Annotated in this window: 22 protein-coding genes and 2 pseudogenes; 8 read left to right on the top strand and 16 right to left on the bottom strand. The window is 40.0% G+C overall.

What is annotated here, in order from left to right; genetic code table 11:
* Window positions 1–104 precede the first annotated feature (104 nt).
* From cobO to GQR42_RS03900, 6 genes are all read right to left on the bottom strand, one after another.
* The gene (cobO, locus tag GQR42_RS03925) at window positions 105–710 is read right to left on the bottom strand and encodes a cob(I)yrinic acid a,c-diamide adenosyltransferase (RefSeq protein WP_158198981.1); all 606 of its coding nucleotides are present in this window, start codon (window positions 708–710) and stop codon (window positions 105–107) included.
* A 74-nt stretch (window positions 711–784) separates the two neighbouring features.
* Window positions 785–1,633: a Uma2 family endonuclease gene (locus tag GQR42_RS03920; protein WP_158198980.1), complete on the bottom strand. Its 849-nt coding sequence runs from the start codon at window positions 1,631–1,633 to the stop codon at window positions 785–787.
* A 95-nt stretch (window positions 1,634–1,728) separates the two neighbouring features.
* A complete protein-coding gene (locus GQR42_RS03915; RefSeq protein ID WP_158198979.1) occupies window positions 1,729–2,556 on the bottom strand; it encodes a Uma2 family endonuclease in 828 nt (275 codons plus the stop codon).
* Window positions 2,557–2,651: 95 nt separating this feature from the next.
* On the bottom strand, window positions 2,652–3,416 hold the full coding sequence (locus tag GQR42_RS03910) for a Uma2 family endonuclease (RefSeq protein ID WP_158198978.1): 765 nt from the start codon (window positions 3,414–3,416) through the stop codon (window positions 2,652–2,654).
* 95 nt (window positions 3,417–3,511) lie between these two features.
* Entirely contained in the window at window positions 3,512–4,318 is an 807-nt protein-coding gene (locus GQR42_RS03905; RefSeq protein WP_158198977.1) for a Uma2 family endonuclease, read from the bottom strand.
* Window positions 4,319–4,406: 88 nt separating this feature from the next.
* Window positions 4,407–5,192 carry a Uma2 family endonuclease gene (locus GQR42_RS03900; RefSeq protein WP_158198976.1) on the bottom strand — a complete coding sequence of 262 codons (786 nt, stop codon included), beginning with the start codon at window positions 5,190–5,192 and terminating at the stop codon, window positions 4,407–4,409.
* A gap of 281 nt (window positions 5,193–5,473) precedes the next feature.
* Here GQR42_RS03900 and GQR42_RS03895 point away from each other — a divergent pair, with 281 nt between their 5' ends.
* The 3 genes from GQR42_RS03895 to GQR42_RS03880 all read left to right on the top strand — a co-directional run bounded on the left by GQR42_RS03895 (window position 5,474) and on the right by GQR42_RS03880 (window position 7,959).
* Entirely contained in the window at window positions 5,474–5,827 is a 354-nt protein-coding gene (locus tag GQR42_RS03895; protein ID WP_158198975.1) for a phenylpyruvate tautomerase MIF-related protein, read from the top strand.
* Window positions 5,828–6,190: 363 nt separating this feature from the next.
* Entirely contained in the window at window positions 6,191–7,303 is a 1,113-nt protein-coding gene (locus GQR42_RS03885; RefSeq protein WP_158198974.1) for a DUF262 domain-containing protein, read from the top strand.
* Window positions 7,303–7,959, top strand: a complete 657-nt coding sequence (locus tag GQR42_RS03880; RefSeq protein WP_158198973.1) for an MAE_28990/MAE_18760 family HEPN-like nuclease — start codon at window positions 7,303–7,305, stop codon at window positions 7,957–7,959. The genes GQR42_RS03885 and GQR42_RS03880 overlap by 1 nt, the downstream gene beginning before the upstream one ends.
* Before the next feature lie 81 nt (window positions 7,960–8,040).
* On the opposite strand, the gene GQR42_RS03875 is transcribed toward GQR42_RS03880, so the two are convergent.
* The 4 genes from GQR42_RS03875 to rimO form a co-directional block, all read right to left on the bottom strand.
* Complete coding sequence (locus GQR42_RS03875) at window positions 8,041–8,847, bottom strand: hypothetical protein (protein ID WP_233271255.1); 807 nt, start codon at window positions 8,845–8,847, stop codon at window positions 8,041–8,043.
* A 5-nt stretch (window positions 8,848–8,852) separates the two neighbouring features.
* Window positions 8,853–9,104 carry a hypothetical protein gene (locus tag GQR42_RS03870; RefSeq protein WP_233271254.1) on the bottom strand — a complete coding sequence of 84 codons (252 nt, stop codon included), beginning with the start codon at window positions 9,102–9,104 and terminating at the stop codon, window positions 8,853–8,855.
* 324 nt (window positions 9,105–9,428) lie between these two features.
* Window positions 9,429–10,868 (bottom strand): DEAD/DEAH box helicase, encoded by a 1,440-nt coding sequence (locus GQR42_RS03865; protein ID WP_158198971.1) that lies wholly within the window; start codon window positions 10,866–10,868, stop codon window positions 9,429–9,431.
* A 41-nt stretch (window positions 10,869–10,909) separates the two neighbouring features.
* Entirely contained in the window at window positions 10,910–12,223 is a 1,314-nt protein-coding gene (rimO, locus tag GQR42_RS03860) for a 30S ribosomal protein S12 methylthiotransferase RimO (RefSeq protein ID WP_158202373.1), read from the bottom strand.
* Between the two features lie 468 nt (window positions 12,224–12,691).
* Here rimO and btpA point away from each other — a divergent pair, with 468 nt between their 5' ends.
* The 4 genes from btpA (at window position 12,692) to GQR42_RS03840 (ending at window position 16,957) form a co-directional block, all read left to right on the top strand.
* Window positions 12,692–13,543 carry a photosystem I biogenesis protein BtpA gene (btpA, locus tag GQR42_RS03855; RefSeq protein WP_002776905.1) on the top strand — a complete coding sequence of 284 codons (852 nt, stop codon included), beginning with the start codon at window positions 12,692–12,694 and terminating at the stop codon, window positions 13,541–13,543.
* A gap of 184 nt (window positions 13,544–13,727) precedes the next feature.
* Window positions 13,728–14,714 (top strand): vitamin K epoxide reductase family protein, encoded by a 987-nt coding sequence (locus GQR42_RS03850; protein WP_158198970.1) that lies wholly within the window; start codon window positions 13,728–13,730, stop codon window positions 14,712–14,714.
* 176 nt (window positions 14,715–14,890) lie between these two features.
* Complete coding sequence (locus GQR42_RS03845; RefSeq protein ID WP_158198969.1) at window positions 14,891–15,670, top strand: hypothetical protein; 780 nt, start codon at window positions 14,891–14,893, stop codon at window positions 15,668–15,670.
* A 48-nt stretch (window positions 15,671–15,718) separates the two neighbouring features.
* Window positions 15,719–16,957 carry a DNA cytosine methyltransferase gene (locus tag GQR42_RS03840; RefSeq protein ID WP_158198968.1) on the top strand — a complete coding sequence of 413 codons (1,239 nt, stop codon included), beginning with the start codon at window positions 15,719–15,721 and terminating at the stop codon, window positions 16,955–16,957.
* Between the two features lie 449 nt (window positions 16,958–17,406).
* Here the strand turns inward: GQR42_RS03840 and GQR42_RS03835 are convergent, their stop codons facing one another.
* Both GQR42_RS03835 and GQR42_RS03830 read right to left on the bottom strand, forming a co-directional pair.
* A complete protein-coding gene (locus GQR42_RS03835) occupies window positions 17,407–17,820 on the bottom strand; it encodes a PIN domain-containing protein (protein WP_158198967.1) in 414 nt (137 codons plus the stop codon).
* The gene (locus GQR42_RS03830; RefSeq protein ID WP_158198966.1) at window positions 17,817–18,038 is read right to left on the bottom strand and encodes a hypothetical protein; all 222 of its coding nucleotides are present in this window, start codon (window positions 18,036–18,038) and stop codon (window positions 17,817–17,819) included. Before GQR42_RS03830 ends, GQR42_RS03835 begins: the two co-directional genes overlap by 4 nt.
* A gap of 607 nt (window positions 18,039–18,645) precedes the next feature.
* On the opposite strand from GQR42_RS03830, the gene GQR42_RS03825 reads away from it, so the two are divergent.
* The gene (locus GQR42_RS03825) at window positions 18,646–20,304 is read left to right on the top strand and encodes an IS1634 family transposase (RefSeq protein ID WP_158198965.1); all 1,659 of its coding nucleotides are present in this window, start codon (window positions 18,646–18,648) and stop codon (window positions 20,302–20,304) included.
* 317 nt (window positions 20,305–20,621) lie between these two features.
* Here GQR42_RS03825 and GQR42_RS03820 read toward each other — a convergent pair.
* The 4 genes and pseudogenes from GQR42_RS03820 to GQR42_RS03805 form a co-directional block, all read right to left on the bottom strand.
* A pseudogene (locus tag GQR42_RS03820) lies at window positions 20,622–21,300 on the bottom strand (IS1 family transposase).
* Between the two features lie 220 nt (window positions 21,301–21,520).
* Window positions 21,521–22,141 (bottom strand): ISAs1 family transposase, encoded by a 621-nt coding sequence (locus GQR42_RS03815; RefSeq protein ID WP_158198964.1) that lies wholly within the window; start codon window positions 22,139–22,141, stop codon window positions 21,521–21,523.
* Window positions 22,089–22,499: a transposase family protein gene (locus tag GQR42_RS03810; RefSeq protein ID WP_158198963.1), complete on the bottom strand. Its 411-nt coding sequence runs from the start codon at window positions 22,497–22,499 to the stop codon at window positions 22,089–22,091. The genes GQR42_RS03815 and GQR42_RS03810 overlap by 53 nt, the downstream gene beginning before the upstream one ends.
* 130 nt (window positions 22,500–22,629) lie before the next feature.
* Window positions 22,630–23,040, bottom strand: a pseudogene (locus GQR42_RS03805) (protein kinase domain-containing protein); the annotation flags it as partial.
* Window positions 23,041–23,241: the final 201 nt, after the last annotated feature.

The following is a 23,241-nucleotide window of genomic DNA, read 5'->3' as shown; positions in this document are numbered from 1 at the left end:
CTGAAAATTAGGTAACTGACTACCTCAAAATCGGTAAAACCCTACACCCTACACCCCATACCCCACACCCTGCCCCCACGAAAAACTTTTTCAGCAGACCCTAATTAAAATTCGATGCCGGGTTGCGCTTTCACTCCCTGTTGACGAAAGGGATGTTTAATTAACTTCATTTCCGTGACTAAATCCGCTATCTCGATTAATTCGGGTAAAGCTCCTCTACCAGTGAGAATAACGTGGCAATTATCGGGTTTTCGGGCTAAACCAGCGATAACTTCCTGAATATCCAGATAGCCAAGTTTAAGGGCGATATTGATCTCATCGAGTAAAATTAATTGATATTGGGGATTTTCGAGAAAAGTTAGGGCTTTTTGCCATGCTTCTTGGGCTTTCTCTATATCTCTTTCCCTGTCTTGAGTTTCCCAGGTGAAACCTTCCCCCATAGCATAAAACTCGATTTGTTCCCCCCAAACACTAAAAATCTTTTGTTCGGCGGGTTCCCAAGCACCTTTGATGAATTGTACCACCGCCACTTTGTAACCATGACCGAGGGAACGTAAAACCATACCGAGGGCTGCCGTGGTTTTTCCCTTGCCATCGCCGGTATTAACGATAATTAAACCTTTCTCAGCGATTTTTTCGGCTAAACGTTCCTCTTGGATTGCCTTGCGGCGCTGCATTTTTTCTTTGTATTGTTCGGGAGTGAGTTGCATTCGGGTCTATCCAGTCAAATCAAGATAATTGTAACTCAAGGGGTTATCGCTCGCCGTTTGCAGATTTTAACCAGCTAAATTGTCTGGGGATTGATGCCTAATTCTCGTAATTTTGCGGCTAATCTTTCCTTAGCTTGTCGTTCCTGTTCTTTTTCTAAAAGAGCCTGTTCTTTTGCCTGTCGTTCCTGTTCCTTTTCTGAAAGAATCTGTTCTTTTTCTAAAAGAGCCTGTTCTTTTGCCTGTCGTTCCTGTTCCCTTTCTAAAAGAATCTGTTCCCTTTCTAAAAGAATCTGTTCCTTTTCTAAAAGAATCTGTTCCTTTGCTTGTCTTTGCTCTAATTCAGCTTCTTGGGGAGTGGGAACCAATTGACCATCGACGGTAAAATAACGCAGTTTCTGGTCAAATATGCCTAAATATAATCCTAACTGTTCACTCCATAGATAACCCTGCTCATTGGCAGAAATAGCTTGATATTGTCCTTCAATTAGTCTAAATCCTTGCCATTCTAACGTATTAGGATCGAACCAAAAATAATTAGGAGTGCGAAAAGTATTTTGATAGAGAATTTTCTTTTTATTGCGGTCAATATTGGCCGTAGAATCGGAAAGAATCTCGACGATTACATTGGGATATTTCCCCTGTTCTCCCCAAACCACCCAACTTTTGCGGGGACGTTTTTCTGTATCTAAAACCACAAAAAAATCAGGACCACAGAAATCGCGCTTTTTCAGTTGTTCTTCGTTATAGTAGATAGTCAGATTACCGGAAGCGTAGTAATCGTTTTTCTCTTGCCATAATAATTCTAGACAACTGAGAAGAATTATGATCTGTTGCAGGTGTAAATCACTTTCCAAGGGTGGTTCATCACTCCATAAATCGGTGGGGGGACAGGTAACTTCTGGTAAAATGTCGAGAGTTGTCATAGTTTTTCCCCTGGCTGGGACATTGATCTAATTATAACAGCTATGAGAAATTATCAATTAGGAATTAGGAATTAGGGATGGGGAATTTTAACTGGCTAAATTGTCTCAGGATTGATGCCTAATTCTCGTAATTTTGCCGCTAATTTTTCCTTAGCTTGTCGTTCTTGTTCTTTTTCTAAAAGAGCCTGTTCTTTTGCCTGTCGTTCCTGTTCCTTTTCTAAAAAAATCTGTTCCTTTGCCTGTCGTTCCTGTTCCTTTTCTAAAAGAGCCTGTTCTTTTGCCTGTCGTTCCTGTTCCCTTTCTAAAAGAATCTGTTCCTTTGCTTGTCTTTGCTCTAATTCAGCTTCTTGGGGAGTGGGAACCAATTGACCATCGACGGTAAAATAACGCAGTTTCCGGTCAAATATGCCTAAATATAATCCTAACTGTTCACTCCATAGATAACCCTGCTCATTGGCAGAAATAGCTTGATATTGTCCTTCAATTAGTCTAAATCCTTGCCATTCTAACGTATTAGGATCGAACCAAAAATAATTAGGAGTGCGAAAAGTATTTTGATAGAGAATTTTCTTTTTATTGCGGTCAATATTGGCCGTAGAATCGGAAAGAATCTCGACGATTACATTGGGATATTTTCCCTGTTCTCCCCAAACCACCCAACTTTTGCGGGGACGTTTTTCTGTATCTAAAACCACAAAAAAATCAGGACCGCAGAAATCGCGCTTTTTCAGTTGTTCTTCGTTATAGTAGATAGTCAGATTACCGGAAGCGTAGTAATCGTTTTTCTCTTGCCATAATAATTCTAGACAACTGAGAAGAATTATGATCTGTTGCAGGTGTAAATCACTTTCCAAGGGTGGTTCATCACTCCATAAATCGGTGGGGGGACAGGTAACTTCTGGTAAAATGTCGAGAGTTGTCATAGTTTTTCCCCTGGCTGGGACATTGATCTAATTATAACAGCTATGAGAAATTATCAATTAGGAATTAGGAATTAGGGATGGGGAATTTTAACTGGCTAAATTGTCTCAGGATTGATGCCTAATTCTCGTAATTTTGCCGCTAATTTTTCCTTAGCTTGTCGTTCTTGTTCTTTTTCTAAAAGAGCCTGTTCTTTTTCTAAAAGAGCCTGTTCTTTTGCTTGTCGTTCCTGTTCCCTTTCTAAAAGAATCTGTTCCTTTGCTTGTCTTTGCTCTAATTCAGCTTCTTGGGGAGTGGGAACCAATTGACCATCGACGGTAAAATAACGCAGTTTCCGGTCAAATATGCCTAAATATAATCCTAACTGTTCACTCCATAGATAACCCTGCTCATTGGCAGAAATAGCTTGATATTGTCCTTCAATTAGTCTAAATCCTTGCCATTCTAACGTATTAGGATCGAACCCAAAATAATTAGGAGTGCGAAAAGTATTTTGATAGAGAATTTTCTTTTTATTGCGGTCAATATTGGCCGTAGAATCGGAAAGAATCTCGACGATTACATTGGGATATTTCCCCTGTTCTCCCCAAACCACCCAACTTTTGCGGGGACGTTTTTCTGTATCTAAAACCACAAAAAAATCAGGACCGCAGAAATCGCGCTTTTTCAGTTGTTCTTCGTTATAGTAGATAGTCAGATTACCGGAAGCGTAGTAATCGTTTTTCTCTTGCCATAATAATTCTAGACAACTGAGAAGAATTATGATCTGTTGCAGGTGTAAATCACTTTCCAAGGGTGGTTCATCACTCCATAAATCGGTGGGGGGACAGGTAACTTCTGGTAAAATGTCGAGAGTTGTCATAGTTTTTCCCCTGGCTGGGACATTGATCTAATTATAACAGCTATGAGAAATTATCAATTAGGAATTAGGAATTAGGGATGGGGAATTTTAACTGGCTAAATTGTCTCAGGATTGATGCCTAATTCTCGTAATTTTGCCGCTAATTTTTCCTTAGCTTGTCGTTCTTGTTCTTTTTCTAAAAGAGCCTGTTCTTTTTCTAAAAGAGCCTGTTCTTTTGCCTGTCGTTCCTGTTCCTTTTCTAAAAGAATCTGTTCCCTTTCTAAAAGAATCTGTTCCTTTTCTAAAAGAATCTGTTCCTTTGCTTGTCTTTGCTCTAATTCAGCTTCTTGGGGAGTGGGAACCAATTGACCATCGACGGTAAAATAACGCAGTTTCTGGTCAAATATGCCTAAATATAATCCTAACTGTTCACTCCATAGATAACCCTGCTCATTGGCAGAAATAGCTTGATATTGTCCTTCAATTAGTCTAAATCCTTGCCATTCTAACGTATTAGGATCGAACCAAAAATAATTAGGAGTGCGAAAAGTATTTTGATAGAGAATTTTCTTTTTATTGCGGTCAATATTGGCCGTAGAATCGGAAAGAATCTCGACGATTACATTGGGATATTTCCCCTGTTCTCCCCAAACCACCCAACTTTTGCGGGGACGTTTTTCTGTATCTAAAACCACAAAAAAATCAGGACCACAGAAATCGCGCTTTTTCAGTTGTTCTTCGTTATAGTAGATAGTCAGATTACCGGAAGCGTAGTAATCGTTTTTCTCTTGCCATAATAATTCTAGACAACTGAGAAGAATTATGATCTGTTGCAGGTGTAAATCACTTTCCAAGGGTGGTTCATCACTCCATAAATCGGTGGGGGGACAGGTAACTTCTGGTAAAATGTCGAGAGTTGTCATAGTTTTTCCCCTGGCTGGGACATTGATCTAATTATAACAGCTATGAGAAATTATCAATTAGGAATTAGGGATGGGGAATTTTAACTGGCTAAATTGTCTCAGGATTGATGCCTAATTCTCGTAATTTTGCCGCTAATTTTTCCTTAGCTTGTCGTTCTTGTTCTTTTTCTAAAAGAGCCTGTTCTTTTGCCTGTCGTTCCTGTTCCCTTTCTAAAAGAATCTGTTCCCTTTCTAAAAGAATCTGTTCCTTTTCTAAAAGAATCTGTTCCTTTGCTTGTCTTTGCTCTAATTCAGCTTCTTGGGGAGTGGGAACCAATTGACCATCGACGGTAAAATAACGCAGTTTCTGGTCAAATATGCCTAAATATAATCCTAACTGTTCACTCCATAGATAACCCTGCTCATTGGCAGAAATAGCTTGATATTGTCCTTCAATTAGTCTAAATCCTTGCCATTCTAACGTATTAGGATCGAACCAAAAATAATTAGGAGTGCGAAAAGTATTTTGATAGAGAATTTTCTTTTTATTGCGGTCAATATTGGCCGTAGAATCGGAAAGAATCTCGACGATTACATTGGGGTATTTCCCCTGTTCTCCCCAAACCACCCAACTTTTGCGGGGACGTTTTTCTGTATCTAAAACCACAAAAAAATCAGGACCACAGAAATCGCGCTTTTTCAGTTGTTCTTCGTTATAGTAGATAGTCAGATTACCGGAAGCGTAGTAATCGTTTTTCTCTTGCCATAATAATTCTAGACAACTGAGAAGAATTATGATCTGTTGCAGGTGTAAATCACTTTCCAAGGGTGGTTCATCACTCCATAAATCGGTGGGGGGACAGGTAACTTCTGGTAAAATGTCGAGAGTTGTCATAGTTTTTCCCCTGGCTGGGACATTTATTTAATTATAACAGCTAGGTAAGCTCTAGAACATTTAGATTGGTTGTTGAGTTAAGGGAACGGGGAACAGGTAAGGGTTTTTGCTTGTTTTTCCAATTTTAACAATACCTAATTTAAATGCACAACAGCTGATCATCAAAGAATATCTAGCCAGAGTTATGTGGTTCGATAATTGAAGCTTTCTGCAGCAAAAGAATATCTGTGATTGCCATCAAAACTGTTATACTATAGAAAAATATTGCTGAGATTTTTCCTATGCCTCTAATTAAAATTCAAACTTCTGTCACCTCCCTCGATGATGAGACGGTTAATCAACTTTTGCAGAGTCTTTCGGCTAAATTAGGTAAACATCTCCGGAAACCGGAATCCTATGTGATGACAGCTTTAGAATCGGGTATAAAAATGACTTTTGCTGGCACTTTTGAGCCGGTGTGTTATGTGGAGATTAAAAGTGTTGGTTCTATTTCTGCCGCTCAAACTAAAAGCATGAGTAGTGATTTTTGTCAAGAAATTGAGGCTTATTTAGGAATACCGAAAAATCGTATTTATCTAGAATTTGCCGAGGCGAAAGGTGATCTTTGGGGATGGAATGGCAGTACTTTTGGTTAATTTATGCCAAAATTATCAGAAATAGGGCTTATTTTAACTGGGGAACCTTTTCGCCTGTTCAATCCAAGCTAACATCACCGCAATATCGGGACATAAATCGCGTCTTTGCAGATTAGCCACCTGAAAATTGATGTTTTTGCCAATTGCGGGGATGAGCCTTTTTCTGTCAACTCTTGAGGTTGACGCGTTTCATTTTAAAATTGGCGGATGGTATTAAAGTAGAATAGAGAGATTATACTGAGTATAGAAAAATTACAGCTTTGTTCCTAAAGATGAAGTGTAACCTAATTTGGTATCGAATCCTGACGACCGGCTCCCCAAAACGAAAACTGTGTACTTCACCATTAAGATAACTGGTATAAGATGAATTTATTAGAAGAAGTTAAGGCAAAAACTAAAGAATTTCGTACCGATAACTATCCTATGTCAATCGGAGAGATTATTAGTCTTTATAATAACAAAGAAATGACAATTAATCCAGATTTTCAAAGATATTTTCGCTGGACAATAGCCCAAAAAAGCCGATTCATAGAATCGATACTATTAGGAATTCCTATTCCCTCTATTTTTGTCTATCAGAGAGAAGAAGATAGTGTTTGGGAATTGGTGGATGGATTACAAAGGATTTCAACAATTTTGGAATTTGTTGGCGATTTAAGAGATGAGGACGATGAAACTAAGAAAAAACCGAAACTGGTGCTTCAAGGTACTAAGTTATTACCTAGCTTAAACGGAGTTATGTGGGAAGGTGCAGAGGAAGGAGAGTATAATTTGCCCCCATCTCTAAAAATAGATTTCAAAAGAGCGAAAATACAGGTTCAGATTATCCAAAAAGAATCGGATAAAAATGCTAAGTTTGAAGTTTTTGATCGTTTAAATACCGGTGGCTCTTTTTTATCTTATCAAGAGGTGCGTAATTGTCTTTTGATTATGCTAGATAAAAGCCTATATAATTGGTTAGAAGACTTGGCAGAAAATGAGGACTTTAAAAATTGTATTTCCCTATCCGAGCGATTAAGACAAGAACGCTACGACTTGGAACTAATTCTCAAATATTTTGCCCTGTCTTCTCCCACATTTGGTCCAACATCATTGAACAAAAAAGAGGTTAATGAATATTTGACTGACTATTTGATAGAATTATGCAATTCCACCACTTTTGATCGTGTGTTAGAGCAAGAAAAATTCGCTAAAATGTTTTCATTGCTTGCTGAAGCGACGAATGAAGATACTTTTACCAAATATGATGGAACAAGATTCAAGGGGAAATTTCTCGATTCTGCTTATGAAGCGATCACCACAGGATTACGAGAAAATATTGATGATTACTCCACTCAAGATATTGAACTGCTAAAAACAAAAATTCAGGAAATGTGGTCAGAATCTGACTTTATTTCTAACATCGGTACAGGATCGAGAGCTAGAACTAGAATGCACAAAATGATTGAATTTGGCAAAAAATATTTTAAAAAGTAATGAGTAAAGATAATAGAACTATCGAAATTCTCCAGAAAAACTTAGATGAAGATATGGCATGGCGAATCAGAGAACTTAGTATTTTAAAAACTAAAATTCCTCGACAAAAAGGAACTGAGCAAGATGTATTAATTAGAGCCGGAATAACCACTATATATGCCCATTGGGAAGGTTTTATTAAATATGCAGCAGAATGTTATTTGCAGTTTGTTTCCTTAAGAAGATTAAATTATCATGAACTGGATTACTGTTTCGTTGCCCTTAGTTCTAGAAAATCTATAAATGAGTTAATAAAAACCAATAAATTTAAGTTACAAAAAGAGATGATCAAAAATTTACTTGATAACCTAGAAAATAGAGCTTCTATACCCTACGAAAATATTATTAACACCAAATCTAATCTCAATTTTGAAGTTTTCACTGATATCTGTACTATTCTAGGAATTGATGATAGTAAATATCAACTGCGGCAGAAAGCTATTGATGAACAACTTCTCACCCAAAGAAATAAAATTGCTCATGGCAAGTATTTAACTATCGATTATGAAGAATACATCAGTATTTATAATTTAGTAATTAAATTAATCAGAGATTTTAAAGATGATCTATTAAATGCCGCCGTTACGGAACAGTATAAAAAAGTCAAAAGTATATAGGATTAATACTAAATCCGTTGAGCGCTACATATCAGAACAGGCAAAAGGCAAGAGACAAAAGGGGAAATAAATAATCAGTTTTTAATAACCAGATTTAGTATTAATTACTCCATGACTATCAACGGTAATTTCTGGCCTCAGAGCTGCTGAAATAGTAGCAGAAGACGAAGTGACTAATCGGAGTAACTTGTCTTTTGTCTCTGCCAAATTCTTATCTTCTGTATCGCGCTGTAAACTTTGAGTATTATAAATTTTTTTAATTAAGTCTTCACCAGCATAAAAAACATTACTATCGGAATATTTGGTTGTACTGGCTTCTTCAAAAAATATATTAATTCCCTCTGACCATTCAGCTTTTAACTCTAAGTCATCCACTTGCTCTAATAGATTATTACTAAGAGATTGAAGTTTTTTAAGCTGCGTTTTGACATGAGGTGCTTTAGCATAAATTCTTCCCCAAGTGGTCAAAAAATCAAGAGTTTGTTCGGCAATTAAAGGGGTTCCGTCCGCAAGACTAACTTTAAAAAAAGCGTCGAGGGCAGGGGCAAGAAGCGCAAAAATTGGTAATTCCCAACTATTGACAGAAGCGGTAAGAACAAGTAGGCTGATTCTAGATGGACTATCAGCGGGAATACTATTGCGAGATAAAATTGACGCAATAAATAACCAAATAACCTCATTATTAATCTCGCTGTCATTCTGTAGAAGCTTACGTCCCAATACTCCTAAGCCGATTTCTGAAGCTTCGATCGATCCCAGTGCCAACAGAGCGGCAAACTCTCTAACATGACTATCTAACTTTCTCAGATTGCCGAAAGCTCTATCAATTTCTTCTCTAGCTCTATCACTATCGCCAGAGTCTAAAAATTGTTGTACTCTTCTAAGCATCGTTGTCATTCTGTTTGGGGCGAAGGGATAAAGGTAAGACCACTGCGAATTTCAATATCTACACGGGCGTTTTTAGTGTTACGTTTAGAATCCTGAAATGAGTGCGGTTGTGCCTCTGGAGTGACACCACCTTGCTCACTAGCATTTGTAACAAAGCGTTCAGCTTTTCTAAAAGCTTGTTTCCGTTCCTCTCGTTGAAATTCATTGCATTGCCCTTTAATATTAGCAAGAAATAATAATCCTTCTTGAGCAGTCACAGGATTTTTTCTTGCCCAAGGGCAACTGTATCCACCCTCTTGCTGGATATCGTCTCCTTGAGCTTGTACCCTCCCACGATAAGGTTCTGACGAACTCGACATATTAAATATTCAAATTTATTCATTTAAGACAATTATATAGTAATTATCAGCAAAAATGTCAAAAAAAGCCCAAATACTTGATTAGAATCAATTATCGAAAGTTTAGCTATAAAATTATGTAGAATGCTTTCGACGACGTACTGGGAAATTACCTGACAAAAAAAAGTTGATAGAACCAAAACGGTCTATCAACTCTAAAATTACTTCTTCAAGAACTAAAAATTAACGTTCTTGAAAGACGATTTTTTTGTCCAAGGAAGGACGGTTATTCGACTTAGAAGGATACTTATTACCACCACTGCGGGGAGTTTTATTAATCACCGGTTTACTGCTCGTCGCTGCGGGAACTTCCCAATCAGTTTTCATCCACTGGGGACAATTTTGATCGTAGATCATTTGCAGGGCGGCCGCTGCGATCGCTTGGGGATCGTATTCTGCGCTTAAATCCCGTACTAAAGGCAAGAAAGAAGCCATCCGTTCCCCAGATAAAGCCTCTTTTAGCTGATTTTGCAGCTTGGCCAGGCGTTTTGCTTCTACTTCGGTGCGACTAGGAATGGGACTAGATTCCAGACGTTGACGCAGACGCTGTTCAATCTGACGTAATAAACGCCGATCGATCGGTTCTACTAAAGATATAGCAGTTCCCGTTTTACCGGCGCGGCCGGTGCGGCCAATGCGGTGAATATAGGTTTCCGCGTTATCTGGCAGATCATAGTTAATAACGTGGCTGAGGTTTTCCACATCTAGACCGCGGGCCGCGATATCCGTGGCTACCACTAATTTAATTTTGCCCTCGCGGAAACGTTGCACCAGTCGTTCCCGTTGCACTTGGCTTAAGTTACCGTGGTATTCATCCACCGTTTGCCCCGCTTCTTGCAGTTTGCTGGTTAATTCGGCCGCGGTTTGCTTGGTGCGGACGAAAATAATCGCCGATTCTAGGGGTTCGATCTCTAAAAGGGGTTGCAGGACTTTTAATTTCGTCCAACCGCGAGGGATCATATAAATTTTCTGCTCGATTTTAGCAGGAGCAGCCTGGGTTTGAGAAACCGTCACAGAAACGGGAGATTTCAAGAAATTAGCGATTAAATCGCGGATTTCCCGGGGCATGGTTGCCGAGAAACAGGCGGTTTGACGGGTGGAGGGGGATGCTTGCAGAATCTTTTTAACATCATCGATAAAACCCATACTGAGCATTTCGTCCGCTTCATCGAGGACTACCCAGTTTAAGGATTCGAGATGGAGTTTTTTGCGATCGAGCAGATCAATTACCCGGCCGGGAGTGCCGACCACAATCTGGACACCTTTTTCCAGACTGCGGATCTGACGTTCCATGGATTGACCACCACAGACTGTCAGGATAAACAGACGACGGTCATCAGAGAAATCTTTGATGGCGCTGGCCACCTGTTGGGCTAATTCCCGGGTGGGGGTGAGGATTAAAGCTTGAACGTTAGGATTTTTGGTGTCCATGCGTTCCAGTAAAGGCAGGGAATAGGCGGCAGTTTTGCCGGTTCCCGTTTGGGACATTCCTACCATGTCATGCCCTTCTAACAGAAGAGGGATGGCTTTGGATTGAATTTCGGTGGGGGTGGTGAATCCAAGCGTTTCTAGGTGTTGAAGACGGCTATCGGATAAACCTAAATTGTTGAAACCAGTGGTCATAGGGATTGTTTTGTGGGAATTAAATTAGAAAAATGGAAAAATTAGACTATTTCGCCGTAGAGATCGTAGGTATCGGCCGCAGTAATTCGGACCTGTACGATCGCACCTAGAATCGCCTCCCCTGTCACATAAACCAAGCCATCCACTTCTGGGGAAAAACGAGCCGAGCGCCCGATTAATTCTCCTGTTTCTGGGTTTTCCTGTTCGATGAGAACATCGACAGTTTGACCGATATAAGCTTGATTTTTGCGCTCCGAGATTGGTTGCTGAGTTAACATCAACCTTTCGCGGCGTTCGTCCATAATTGCCTGTGGCACTGGATTGGGCAGGTCAAAAGCGGCTGTACCTTCTTCGGCGGAGAAGGTAAACACCCCGACGTGATCGAACTGATGACGCTTGACAAATTCCAGCAGATGGCTGAAATGTTCCTCGGTTTCTCCGGGGAAACCGACGATAAAAGTCGTTCGTAAAACCGCGTTCGGGATAGCTTGCTTGAGCCGCTCGATAATGCCATCGTTGACTCGTCCTTGCCAGGGACGGTTCATCGCCCGCAGGATGTCGGGATGGGAATGCTGTAGCGGCAAGTCTAGATAGGGTAAAACATTCGGGGTCTCTCGGATCGCCTCGATAACCTTTGGCGTTAACCCGGTCGGGTAAGCGTAGTGAACGCGAATCCAAGGTATATCGACTTCTGCCAGCGCTCGCAAGAGTTCCGCTAATTTGGGTTCGCCATATAAGTCTAACCCATAATTGGTTGTTATTTGCGAAATGAGAATTAATTCTTGCACCCCTTGGCTGGCCAATTGTCGCGCTTCGGCCACAATTGACTCGATCGAACGTGATCTTTGATCACCGCGCAGGTGGGGAATAATACAGAAGGCACAGCGATAGTCGCAGCCTTCGGCCACCCGCAGATAGGCGACTCCCTCGGTAGTGGTGCGATAACGGGGCAGATTTTCATCGGCGATAAAAGTGGGATCGGCACTGACTTCTTTGACTCGTTCTCCCGTCTCTACTCGTTCGACAATCTCGACAATTTTCTGATAATCTCCCGTGCCAACAATGGCCACGGCTTCCGGCAATTCCGTCAGGAGTTCATCTTGGAAATGTTGGGCCATACAGCCGGAGATAATAATTTTTTTATTAGCTTCCGCCAGTTCCACGAGGGTGCGAACGGATTCTTCTCTAGCTGCTTGAATGAAACTACAGGTATTAACGATAACGTAATCGGCCAACTCCTCGTCATTATCTACGGGATAGCCGGCCTTGGCCAGCAGTCCTAACATATGCTCGGAGTCGATCCGGTTTTTCTCACAGCCTAGGTGTGAGATGGCGATGGTTGGCTTATTGCCCATGCGATCGAGTATCAACCAAATCTTAAACTTCTCTAATGTTAAGACATTGTGAACTACTCTCAACGGATTTGAGAGCTTCCTGCTTCAATGGGATGCGCTTTCTACCTCGAAAGATAGCAAGTCTTACCTTCCCGACCCAGGCAGGAGTCCTAGTTCCTAAGACCCACACTTTTTCTTGCAACACGACCCGTCGAGCTTGGTTATCGCTTAAGGAATAGTGGTCAAGACCTGTTTATGATAACATAGTTTTTTGGAATTGTCTATATACAAAGTCAGCATTCATGAGGGGAACTGTGGGGCGAATTACTTCGCCCCTTTAAAAGCCCTGTCCCATCGCACTAAGCGCTTCGGGACGAATGCTGACAGTAAGTTAAAATAATTTCCCCCCTGGGGCCCCGTGGCTAGGCCTTGACCCTGTTAAAATGGGTGAGCGGCGCCTGGTTGGGGACGCTAAGAGTAGTAGACGCTGTGAACTTAATTGCAACTTTCAAGACAAAAAACCCGATTATTGGCGTGGTTCATCTCGCCCCCCTGCCCACTTCCCCCCGTTGGGGTGGTAGTCTCAAGACGGTGATCGAGCGGGCTGAACAGGAGGCGACGGCCTTGGCTGCTGGTGGTGTTGATGGTTTGATTATCGAGAATTTTTTTGATGCCCCCTTTACTAAGCAACAGGTGGATCCCGCCGTGGTTAGTGCCATGACTTTAATTGTTGATCGCATTAAAAATCTGGTGGTCCTACCGATTGGTCTTAATGTTCTCCGCAATGATGCCCATAGTGCCTTAGCGATCGCTACCTGTGTCAATGCCCAATTTATTCGAGTTAATGTGCTAACGGGGGTTATGGCTACCGATCAGGGCATTATTGAGGGTCAGGCCCACGAACTCTTGCGCTATCGGCGCGAATTGGGGTCTGAGGTCAAAATTTTAGCGGATGTTTTGGTTAAACACGCCCGCCCCTTGGGAACTCCTAATCTGACTACGGCAGTGCAAGATACGATCGAACGGGGACTAGCAGACGGGGTGATCCTCTCTGGTTGGTCCACCGGTAGCCCCCCCAGTTTTGAGGATTTGGAACTGGCAGTGGCGGCGGCCAAGGGAACACCGGTTTTTATCGGCAGCGGGGCTGATTTAGACAATATCGGGCGGTTACTGCCGGCTGCCGATGGGGTGATCGTGGCTAGTTCCCTCAAGCGTCATGGCAAAATTACTGAACCGGTGGATCCGATCCGGGTGTCGCAATTTGTGGAAACGGCCCGGCAGATCAACGATCAAAAAGCAAAAATTAATAATTCTCTCCCTTCTTTGCCTCTGTCCACATAACCCCTTGCTAGAATGGCGGATAGTTTCAGGGGATAGCGATCCTAAGTTTTTAGGAATTGAAAACCTCCTAATTAACACAATATCGTTACGGGATTTTTCCTTTCGACAAAGTACATTTAGATTTCCCTCCTGACTTCTGACTCCTGACTCCTGAATTGTGCTGTAATTTAATCTAAATAATATTATGCGTCGTCGTTCTGTACCTTGGATTCATCGCTACTCCCGGCCCCTAATTGGGGGCGTTTCGATCGTGGGGGCGATTCTGACCGGCTATTTAACCATTACCAAACTGACGGGAGGGACTGCGGCCTGTACCGCCGGGGCTAGTGATGGGGCTGGTTGTAGTGGTGTTCTTAATAGTCCCTACGCTACGGTTTTCGGGCTGCCCTTGAGTTTGTTCGGTTTTTTGGCCTATATTGCCATGGCGGTTTTTGCCCTCAGTCCTCTATTTATTAATGGGGAAACTCAGAAAAATCTCCGCAAAAGTTTAGAAAATAATACTTGGTTATTGCTGTTAGCGGGGGCGACGGCGATGGCGGTATTTAGTGGTTATTTAATGTATATTCTAGCCACGGAATTAAAGGAATTGTGTCCCTACTGCATCACTTCGGCTTTGTTCGCTTTAACCCTATTAATTCTCACAATTGTCGGGCGCGAATGGGAAGGTTTAGGACAAATTATACTGCCGATGGTTGTAGTGGCAATGATTACTTTAGTGGGAACTTTAGCGGTTTACGCAGGAGTAAATTCCCCCACGGTGACAGGAGGAAAAGAAGAAATTACCCGGCCAATGACAGCTGCTACACCTCCCTACGGTTGGGAAGTAACTACGGTTTCGGGAGAGGCAGAAATCGCCCTAGCTAAACATTTAAAAGCAATTGGTGCGAAAGAATACGGGGCTTTTTGGTGTCCCCACTGTTACGATCAAAAACAGTTATCTGGTAAGGAAGCTGCAGAAATCCTCAAAAAAGAAGGGGTTTATATCGAATGCGATCCCCAAGGGGTTAATGGTAATCCCCAAGCTTGTCGCGATGCCGGAATTAAAGGTTTCCCCACTTGGATTATTAAGGGTCAAGAATATTCGGGAACCCAAAGATTAGAGAAATTAGCGGAGGTTTCTGGTTATACTGGCCCGATGAATTTTAAATATACAGTTCCGGGACGCAAGTAGGAAAGAGTTAAAAGTTATACTGGAGGCTGAACAAGGTTCAGCCTTTATTGTTGTCTATTATCTCGATGTCGTTATAGCTGGTGTCTAATTAATATTTGTTGATATGACCAGCAGCAACAATTAAATTAATAGTTTTAAGCAAAAAGTAAACAATCCCAACCCAGCAACTAACTCTGATGAGCTATTTATACTCTTATCGCCATAACTTGACCCAATTATTAGAGGAAATTAATTTACAGAAACCTTCGATCAAAATTCCTACCTTTGTTACTCATGACTTGGTAGATACTTATCAAACTTGTCGTCTAATTGATGATTTCATTTTTGAATATTTTCAAGAAAATAGAACAACAGACACAGACATTGCAGACAATAGGGATCAAAAAATCGATGATGCTTTGGATGAGTTCCAGTCTAAAGTAGTTGAAAAAATCCTGAAAGAAAAACAGGATTTTAAAAATATATCTCTGAAAAAGAAGAAAGGATTTAAAAATATTTTTGAGTTTGCTCAATGTGAAAACTTGTACTTATCTAATAAATATGTCAATCTTATCTCCGAAAGTCTAGGTCATACTTTAGAAGAAATTGCTTCTATTAGTTCACAGGTTTTTGTACCAGAAAAAATTCTAAATTTTAAAATAAAAGGTGTGGATTTAGTAGTTTTTAATCAAGGAATAATCAAATACACTCAATTAAAAACGAAAAAAGATACTCTTACTGGTAGCCAGAGTGATCGGAGTATCAATGAATTAAAAATACATCCTAACTCAGTTTTTGCCGCTGCTTTAGATATGGGCAATTCTTGGACAATTAGCAAAACCAAAGCTAAAGAGAATAATATTGAGCTATTAGCAGGACAAGCTTTTTGGTCAATGTTGGACTTAGATTATGAAACTATCCTGAATAAGTTAAAGATGACAGTCAGGAAAATCGAAAAAGAACTTTATCAAGTTTAGCTACTTTGATGTATAATCAAGATGTAGATAAGTTGCTAATTATTGATTATGACTCAGGTAAATCTACAAAAAGCCGCTCATATTCTCGGTGTAACTACCGCAGAAATACTAACATGGCAAAAGAAAAAATTAATCAAAGGTCAGAAAATCAATCAAGTTGATTGGTTATTTGATCTCGAGCAATTAACCAATCTTAAAAATAACCAATCCCCCGGAGAATTGAGAATTTTAAAAACTGTTGAGCCAACTAATTACACGGTTATTGAATTATTCGCTGGTTGTGGTGGTATGGCTTTAGGTTTAGAAAATGCGGGACTAAAAACGCAATTACTGGTGGAAATCAACCAAGATTGTGTTAATACTTTAAGACTCAATCGACCGCAATGGAATGTTATAAATCAAGACATAAAAAATATTAAATTTTCTAATTTTAGAGACAAAATAGATATTGTAGCTGGAGGTTTTCCCTGCCAACCTTTTAGTTATGCTGGGTTAGGGAAAGGATTAGAAGATTTGAGAGGGAGCTTATTTTTTGAATTTGCTCGTTGTTTACAGGAAGTACAACCTAAAATCGCTATGGCCGAAAATGTTCGAGGATTATTAAGTAATAAAAAAGGAGAAACCCTGCAATTAATGCTGCAAGCTTTACAGGAAATCGGTTATTATGCTGCTTATCAAGTTTTATCGGCTCAATTTCTCGATGTTCCCCAAAAAAGAGAAAGATTAATTATTATCGCCACCCGTCAAGACCTAAATATTAAACCCATCTTTCCCCAATATAAAAACTATACTATTTCTCTGAAAAAAGCCCTAGAGAATTGTCCAAGTTCTCCAGGAGTAGAATATAAAGAAAGAAAAAAAGAGATTATGTCTTTAGTTCCCGCAGGAGGAAATTGGCGGAATTTGCCGATGGATATTCAAAAAGAATATATGAAAAATAGTCTTAAAAATCACGGCGGACGGACAGGATATGCTAAAAGATTATCTTGGGATGAACCGGCTTTAACTATTACCTGTAGTCCGGCACAAACCCAAACAGAAAGATGCCATCCCCAAGAAACTCGTCCTTTGACTGTGAGAGAATATGCACGAGTGCAGTCCTTCCCCGATGATTGGCAATTTACCGGTAACTTAACCTCTCAATATCGACAGATTGGTAATGCGGTTCCCGTGAATATGGCCTATCATCTTGGTGGCTGTTTAATTAATATGTTGCAAGGGGATTATCTGGGGGAAACACAGCCAAAAACCGAACAGTTAAGCATTCCGGGGTTAGAAGTTAATTAATTTTGACTAAAAGTAAATAGCACTTGCTGAATAAATGTGAAATGTAGGCAAGGTAAGGGTTTTGTGGCTTTTCTCGCGAAACAGGTGCAGGATTTTAAAGCTAGTGGCTCAAAAACCTTGCGTCTTCATCAGCCCGCATCCTGTAGGGGCGAAGTCTTTGGGCAATAACCTATCGGTGAAACCGTAGATTTTCTATCCGAATGCTTCGCCCGTACTTTTTCAGCAAGCCCTAACTATTCATAATTACTGACACGCAAAAACTATTGATTTAGGATAAGTAGGGAGGCACAATTATTTGTAGGATGGGTTAGCGCACTTCGTAACCCATGCGGGCGTTGGGTTTCATGCTTCAACCCAACCTACGTTCTGACACGCAAAAACTATTGATTTAGGATAACAAATACAATTATAATACTTTTAAATCACCGATAACTGTTTCAGTTTTATTGTTAGATGGTATAGGGAATCTCAATAAATGGATGTTGATTGAGATCAAAATCTTGGGTATTACGAGTGACTAATTTGAGATTATAGTAAAGGGCGACCGATGCTTGAATGGCATCGGGCAATTTCCATTGAATAACCTTTTTGTTAGGCTGTTTAGTTGCCTTTTTTTTGATTTGTTCACGACGGATTTGAATGACTAAATCAGTGATGTTGACATCTAAGTCTATCAGGGGAAAATGTCCTAATAATTCTCCTGCTTCTTCAAAGGAATTATCATCATCAAAACCAATGAGAACTGCGGCTTTAGTAATGACAGAAATATAACTTTCATCTCGGTGAGCTTTTAGATAAACTGTAGCTTGGGTAATACCATTAAAATGGTCGATTAAAATACAGGAGTCTATTAATCGTTTCATATCCACTCCTCCCGAATTTTTTGCTGATATTCTAAGCTATCTCCTTTAGTCCAGATTCCCTTGGTTTTATCTAATAAGGCTTCAAAAGCTGCTTCTGTCCTTTCATCCTCAACTACTTGAATGTTAATGGCTAACTTTGTTCCTGCTTTAAAGGGTAAGTTAGAGAGGATAATCTTCTGAGAATGATCGATGGTTAAATAGGTTTGATAACTATTCATAATTATTGACAAGCAGAAACTATTGATTTAGGATAACAAAGACAATTATAATACTTTTGAATCACCGATAACCGTTTCAGTTTCATTGCTCTTAATAAAACTTAATATACTTCAATTTTCTCAAAAAAATCGACCCACCTAACGACAGAAAAGAGAGCGCATTTATCAGTTTTTCCCACTGTTCACTGATAGCTATTCACTGTTTACTGATTAGGGGGGACGCACACAACCCGAAACCCGATGAGGTAGTCGAGGAGGGCGAGGTAGGGGCGAAACGCAGAACGGCAATGGCTGGGAGAAATCAACCCTACCCCACCAGAAATTGATTTTGTCCGATTTTACTGTGCGGGGGGAATAACTTCTAAAGGAATACTTTCAGTTTTTCCCTCTTTAGATCCCACATTCCGCACCCTCAACTGTCACAGATCAAAAAAGCCATTAAAGTAGTACATAATAACTAAAGTTAATTCAAAGGTTAAAAGGGTTAATGAGAATATATAGCATTAAAAGGGGTATGGAGCGAGAAAGAGAAAATTCAAGAGAAAAAAATAATTGTTCAGAAAACAAGAAATAATTGATTACAATAGAAGTAGTGGAGGAATCTGTTGTGAAATTAAAACCCCAAGAAATAGAAATTCAGAACATAGACCATCTAGGGATAGTGGCAGGAATAATAGACTCAATCGGAATAGTAGAAATAATAAACGAATTGATAGGAGTCGAAAAAGACGAAAAAGTAAATGCAGGTCAAGTAGTAAAAGCCATGATAATCAACGGGTTAGGATTTGTTTCCAAACCCTTATATATGTTTCCCGAATATTTTGAAACAATCGCCTGTGAACATCTAATAGGAACAGGAGTAAAACCAGAATATCTCAACGACGATAAATTGGGGAGAGTCATGGATAAACTATTTATAAAAGGATTAGATACAATATTTTTCATCATCGCAGTAAAAGCCGCCCAAAAATTTGGAGTATCACTATCAACATCACATCTAGACTCATCATCAATCCACGTACATGGGCAGTATAACACTAGCTTACCAGAAGTAATATTTGAGAATCAAAAAATAGGAAATAACCAAGAATTAGAAGAAATAGCAGTAAAATCACCAAAAGAAATAACCATCACTTATGGTTATTCTCGTGACCATCGGCCGGACTTAAAACAGTTCATCATAGAAAGGATATGTTCAGGAGATGGAGACATCCCAATATTTTTGAAACTAGCATCAGGAAACCAAGCAGACTCATCATGTTTTGGTCAAATAGCAGTAGAATATCACAAACAATTAGAAGTTAATAGTCTCATTGTTGCTGACTCTGCCTTATATACAGAATCAAACCTGAAAATGATGTCAGATTTACAGTGGTTATGTCGAGTACCATTAAGCATAAAAGTAGCAAAATCATTAATATCAACAATACCAGAATCAGAATTTATTGATAGTACAATACCAGGATATAAATTAGGATCAAAAACCGAAAATTATGCAGGAATAGAACAAAGATGGTTAGTAGTACAAAGTCAAGAAAGAAGAGAATCAGACCTGCGTAAACTCACCCAAAAAATTACCAAAGCCGAATCAAAAGCGGTTCTTGATTTGAAAAAGTTATCACAAGAGAGATTTGCTTGTGAAGCAGATGCTATCAAGGCATTATCAAAATTATCAACCCAGTTCAAATATCACCAAATTAACGAAAGTAAGGTGACTCCAGCCAAATCTAATAAAAAAGATTCTCTAAATGAAATATCCTACCAAATATCAGCTACAGTCTGCCAGGATGAAAGTAAAATTAATACAGAATTGCTGAGTGCAGGACGTTTTATTATTGCTACGAATGTTTTAAATTCACAGGAACTTAGTGATGATTCTATGCTCAGGGAATATAAAGCTCAACAATCATGTGAACGGGGGTTTGGTTTTCTCAAAGACCCATTATTTTTTGCAGATAGTATTTTCCTTAAAAGTCCTGAGAGAATAGAGTCTATGGGAATGATTATGGGTTTATGTCTCTTGGTTTATACATTGGCTCAACGTCAAATTAGAAATGCTCTGAAAGAGTCTAAATCAACAATTAAAAATCAATTAGGTAAAGCAACTAATTCCCCTACTTTACGCTGGATTTTTCAATGCTTTCCGTGTATTCATTTGATTACACTCAATCAGGAGGAACATATTTCTAATTGGAATAAGGACAGAGATTTTATCTTGCGTCTTTTACCAGATGATTGTTTACGTTACTATCAATTAGCCACCTAATTATTATCTCTATCAATTTAATTTCTATGAGTGAACATGAGCTAATATCTTTGATTTATAGCTCCATTTTACTATGTCTATAATTTAGTTTTTTACTTTAATTGATTAGTCTAAATTATGATTTATCTCTTGGATTTCTTCTTTTATTTATCTGTTGACTCCTCTAGGTGGTGTTAATTCTTATTGCTCCTTATTGAGAATAGGTTTTGATGCCATTTGTGGTGCTTTACTGTTTCTCAAATGCCTTTTTTCGCTCCTTATGTTTATTTTTATGCTCACTTTGATTTTTTCTCTCCGTAATTTCTCTCTGTGACAGCTTAGGGTGCGGAATGTGGGTTGTAGTCATGGATAAAATACCAAAGGGTTCCCCAACGTGATTCTCCATTTTTTTAGAGAAAGATAGACTCTCTCTCACCAGCCGAGAAATCCTTTGTCGAAAGGTATTATTTAATCTTTCAATAGGATTAGTTTGACCAGTTTCTTTTCCGACCGGTCGATGACGTTTACTAGGAATTACTGTCTTATAGGACTCCCAAAAGTCTGTGTAAGCAACCGCACATTGTCGGTAAATGTCTGGTAAACTGGCCCCAAAGTTTTTTGGCTGATTGACGACTCCTATCTCCGCGCATAGCAACCAATAATTTCTCTTGTCTTTCTATCAATTAACCGCCAAATATAAACCTTTATCGTCTTAGAAAAAACAAAAGACCACATCTCATCAAATTCTCTAACCAATTTACCTTTTGGTTTGTCCGAAACCTTTATTTAACGGGGGACAGCCGCCAGTTTATTGTTGACATAATTTTGTAACCATGACCAACTTACTCCTGTTACTCTAGCAATTCCTCGTCAGGAAATTCGTTCAAGCAAGAGTTGATCAATTAATTGTTTAGTTTCGTCAGAGACGGTTTTATTAGTGGGATTGATCACAAACGGTTGACCACATTCTTTACATTGACGTTTGGGTTTTCCCTTATGAATAGAACCATTCTTGATCCTATGGTGAGAACCACAACGCTTGACAGGGGAATAGAGGTGAACTAGGGGGGGGGACTTGGTTCGGTGCTAGACTGATATTTGAGTAAGCCAGACAGGAGCCAGAAAAAGATATTTATCAGAAAAGTCATGAGCAAGCTAGAGGTTTAAAGACTGAGCGGGTTCCAATTATTTTTATTGATAAATATTTTACACAATTCATACCAGGTAAGCAAGAGAGCTACGCCACTACTACCGAATCATTACCCACCTCGGCCTGTTTTTGGGCACCGGCTGCTAAACTACTGACGAAGAAGCGAATTTCTGTCGTAGTTTTATTCCACAACCGGCGGACACTGCGAACCATGACTAGGGTGGTTAGGCCAGGCCACAGACTCTGCCGATGCAGGGGCGGTAATTGAGACACTGGCACTACCCAAATTTGACGGGTTTCGAGCCGGTGATGCCCCGACTCCACCTTTTCGTGGTAGCTGTATTCAATCCCTTGCCAATCCCCGGCTATAGCTTGGTCAAACCAGCCTTCTACTTGTTGAAAGAGCTTGCCCTGATTGCCTTTGAGGGCTAAGACGTCATCTCCGGCCCCAGACTTGATTTGTTGGGCAATTTCAGTTTGGGTTCCCATGGCATCCAAGGTGACTATCGCTCCCTTGAGATTGAGCAATTGCAGCAGGTGCGGCACGGCGGTAATTTCATTGGATTTACTGTCCACTTTTTCTTGGGCTAAGACTAACCCATGTTCGCTACTCCAAGCACTGACGGTGTGCAAAGCTTTCAGCTTTTCCTCTCGGTCATAAGAATTCTTGGCTGTTTTCCCATCTATAGGGATTAGTTCTATGTTCAATTTCTCGGTGATTTCCCCTATCACCCGCCAGGAATCCTGACTGTAATTGCTTGGGTTCTAGCATCCCTAGCACTCTGCCAAAGGTATCGTGGGAAGGTATCCCCTTCGGTAGGTCTAAAAATGTTTCCAACCAAGATTGCTTGGCTTGACCGTAGGCTTCTATGGCGACAAACCCATCGGCACCAGCTAATACCGCCAAGATAGCTATGGTAATTATCGATACTAGGCTATGATTGCGCCCCCTGTCCGCTCTCGGGTCTTCTAGATGCTGAAAATGTTTCAAGACACTGTTTCTTAAAACCTTTGCCTCTCGCTCTTGCTTGGGGTTTAAAACTAGGAGACCAAAACCGGATGCCATGCTCAACTGCTACACCATGTAACTTTTTGCTTCCTCTCAGATTAACTCCTCTCAGTTCGCCCTGCTAGGCACGACATTCAGTCACCTCTGTCTGTTACATTTTATCCAAAACGACGTGCGATTACCCTGCTCGATGGACTTTATTTTGACTATGAAGATAATTTAAACCTTGGGCGACTTGAACAGTAATATTTTTAATCTCCCCCGATGACAAACCGCCTTTTTGAATGTGATTTTCTAGGCTACCCTGTGCCAGTTCCATCACTAAATAAAGCATCTCCGTATTGAGAAAACGAAATTCCCCCACGGAATAAGCTTTAATTAAATTAGAATGTTCTAACTTTCTGGCATTTTGTAACTCAATTAATTTATCATCGCTACTTTCGGGGATAACTTTAATCGCCACTTCTTGAACCGATGTATTTCTGACTATTTCACTGGCATGAAATACACCTCCAAAACCCCACGCACCGATAAACTTATTCAGACGATAAGAGTTTATTTGTTGTCCTTCTAACATCTTCATCATTTGGTCTAGCATGATAATAACTCCTGAATTAGTCAATTTTTCCGTTAAAATATTGTTATTGGTTAGACTCTGTTTTAACCTTGGTTTTTCTATTTTAACTTGAGCTTTTAGCTTTGCTGTGCCATCGGGAATAATGGTTTTACTCTGCTTAGTTCAACCTATAGCCGCAAAAACTTTGACCTCATCATCCTATTCTAGTAAAGGGATTGGGGG

This window comes from Microcystis aeruginosa FD4 (genome assembly GCF_009792235.1).
Lineage (GTDB): Bacteria > Cyanobacteriota > Cyanobacteriia > Cyanobacteriales > Microcystaceae > Microcystis > Microcystis viridis.
The sequence above is the reverse complement of the archived record's forward strand: the minus strand, read 5'-3'. Positions and strand labels throughout refer to the sequence as shown.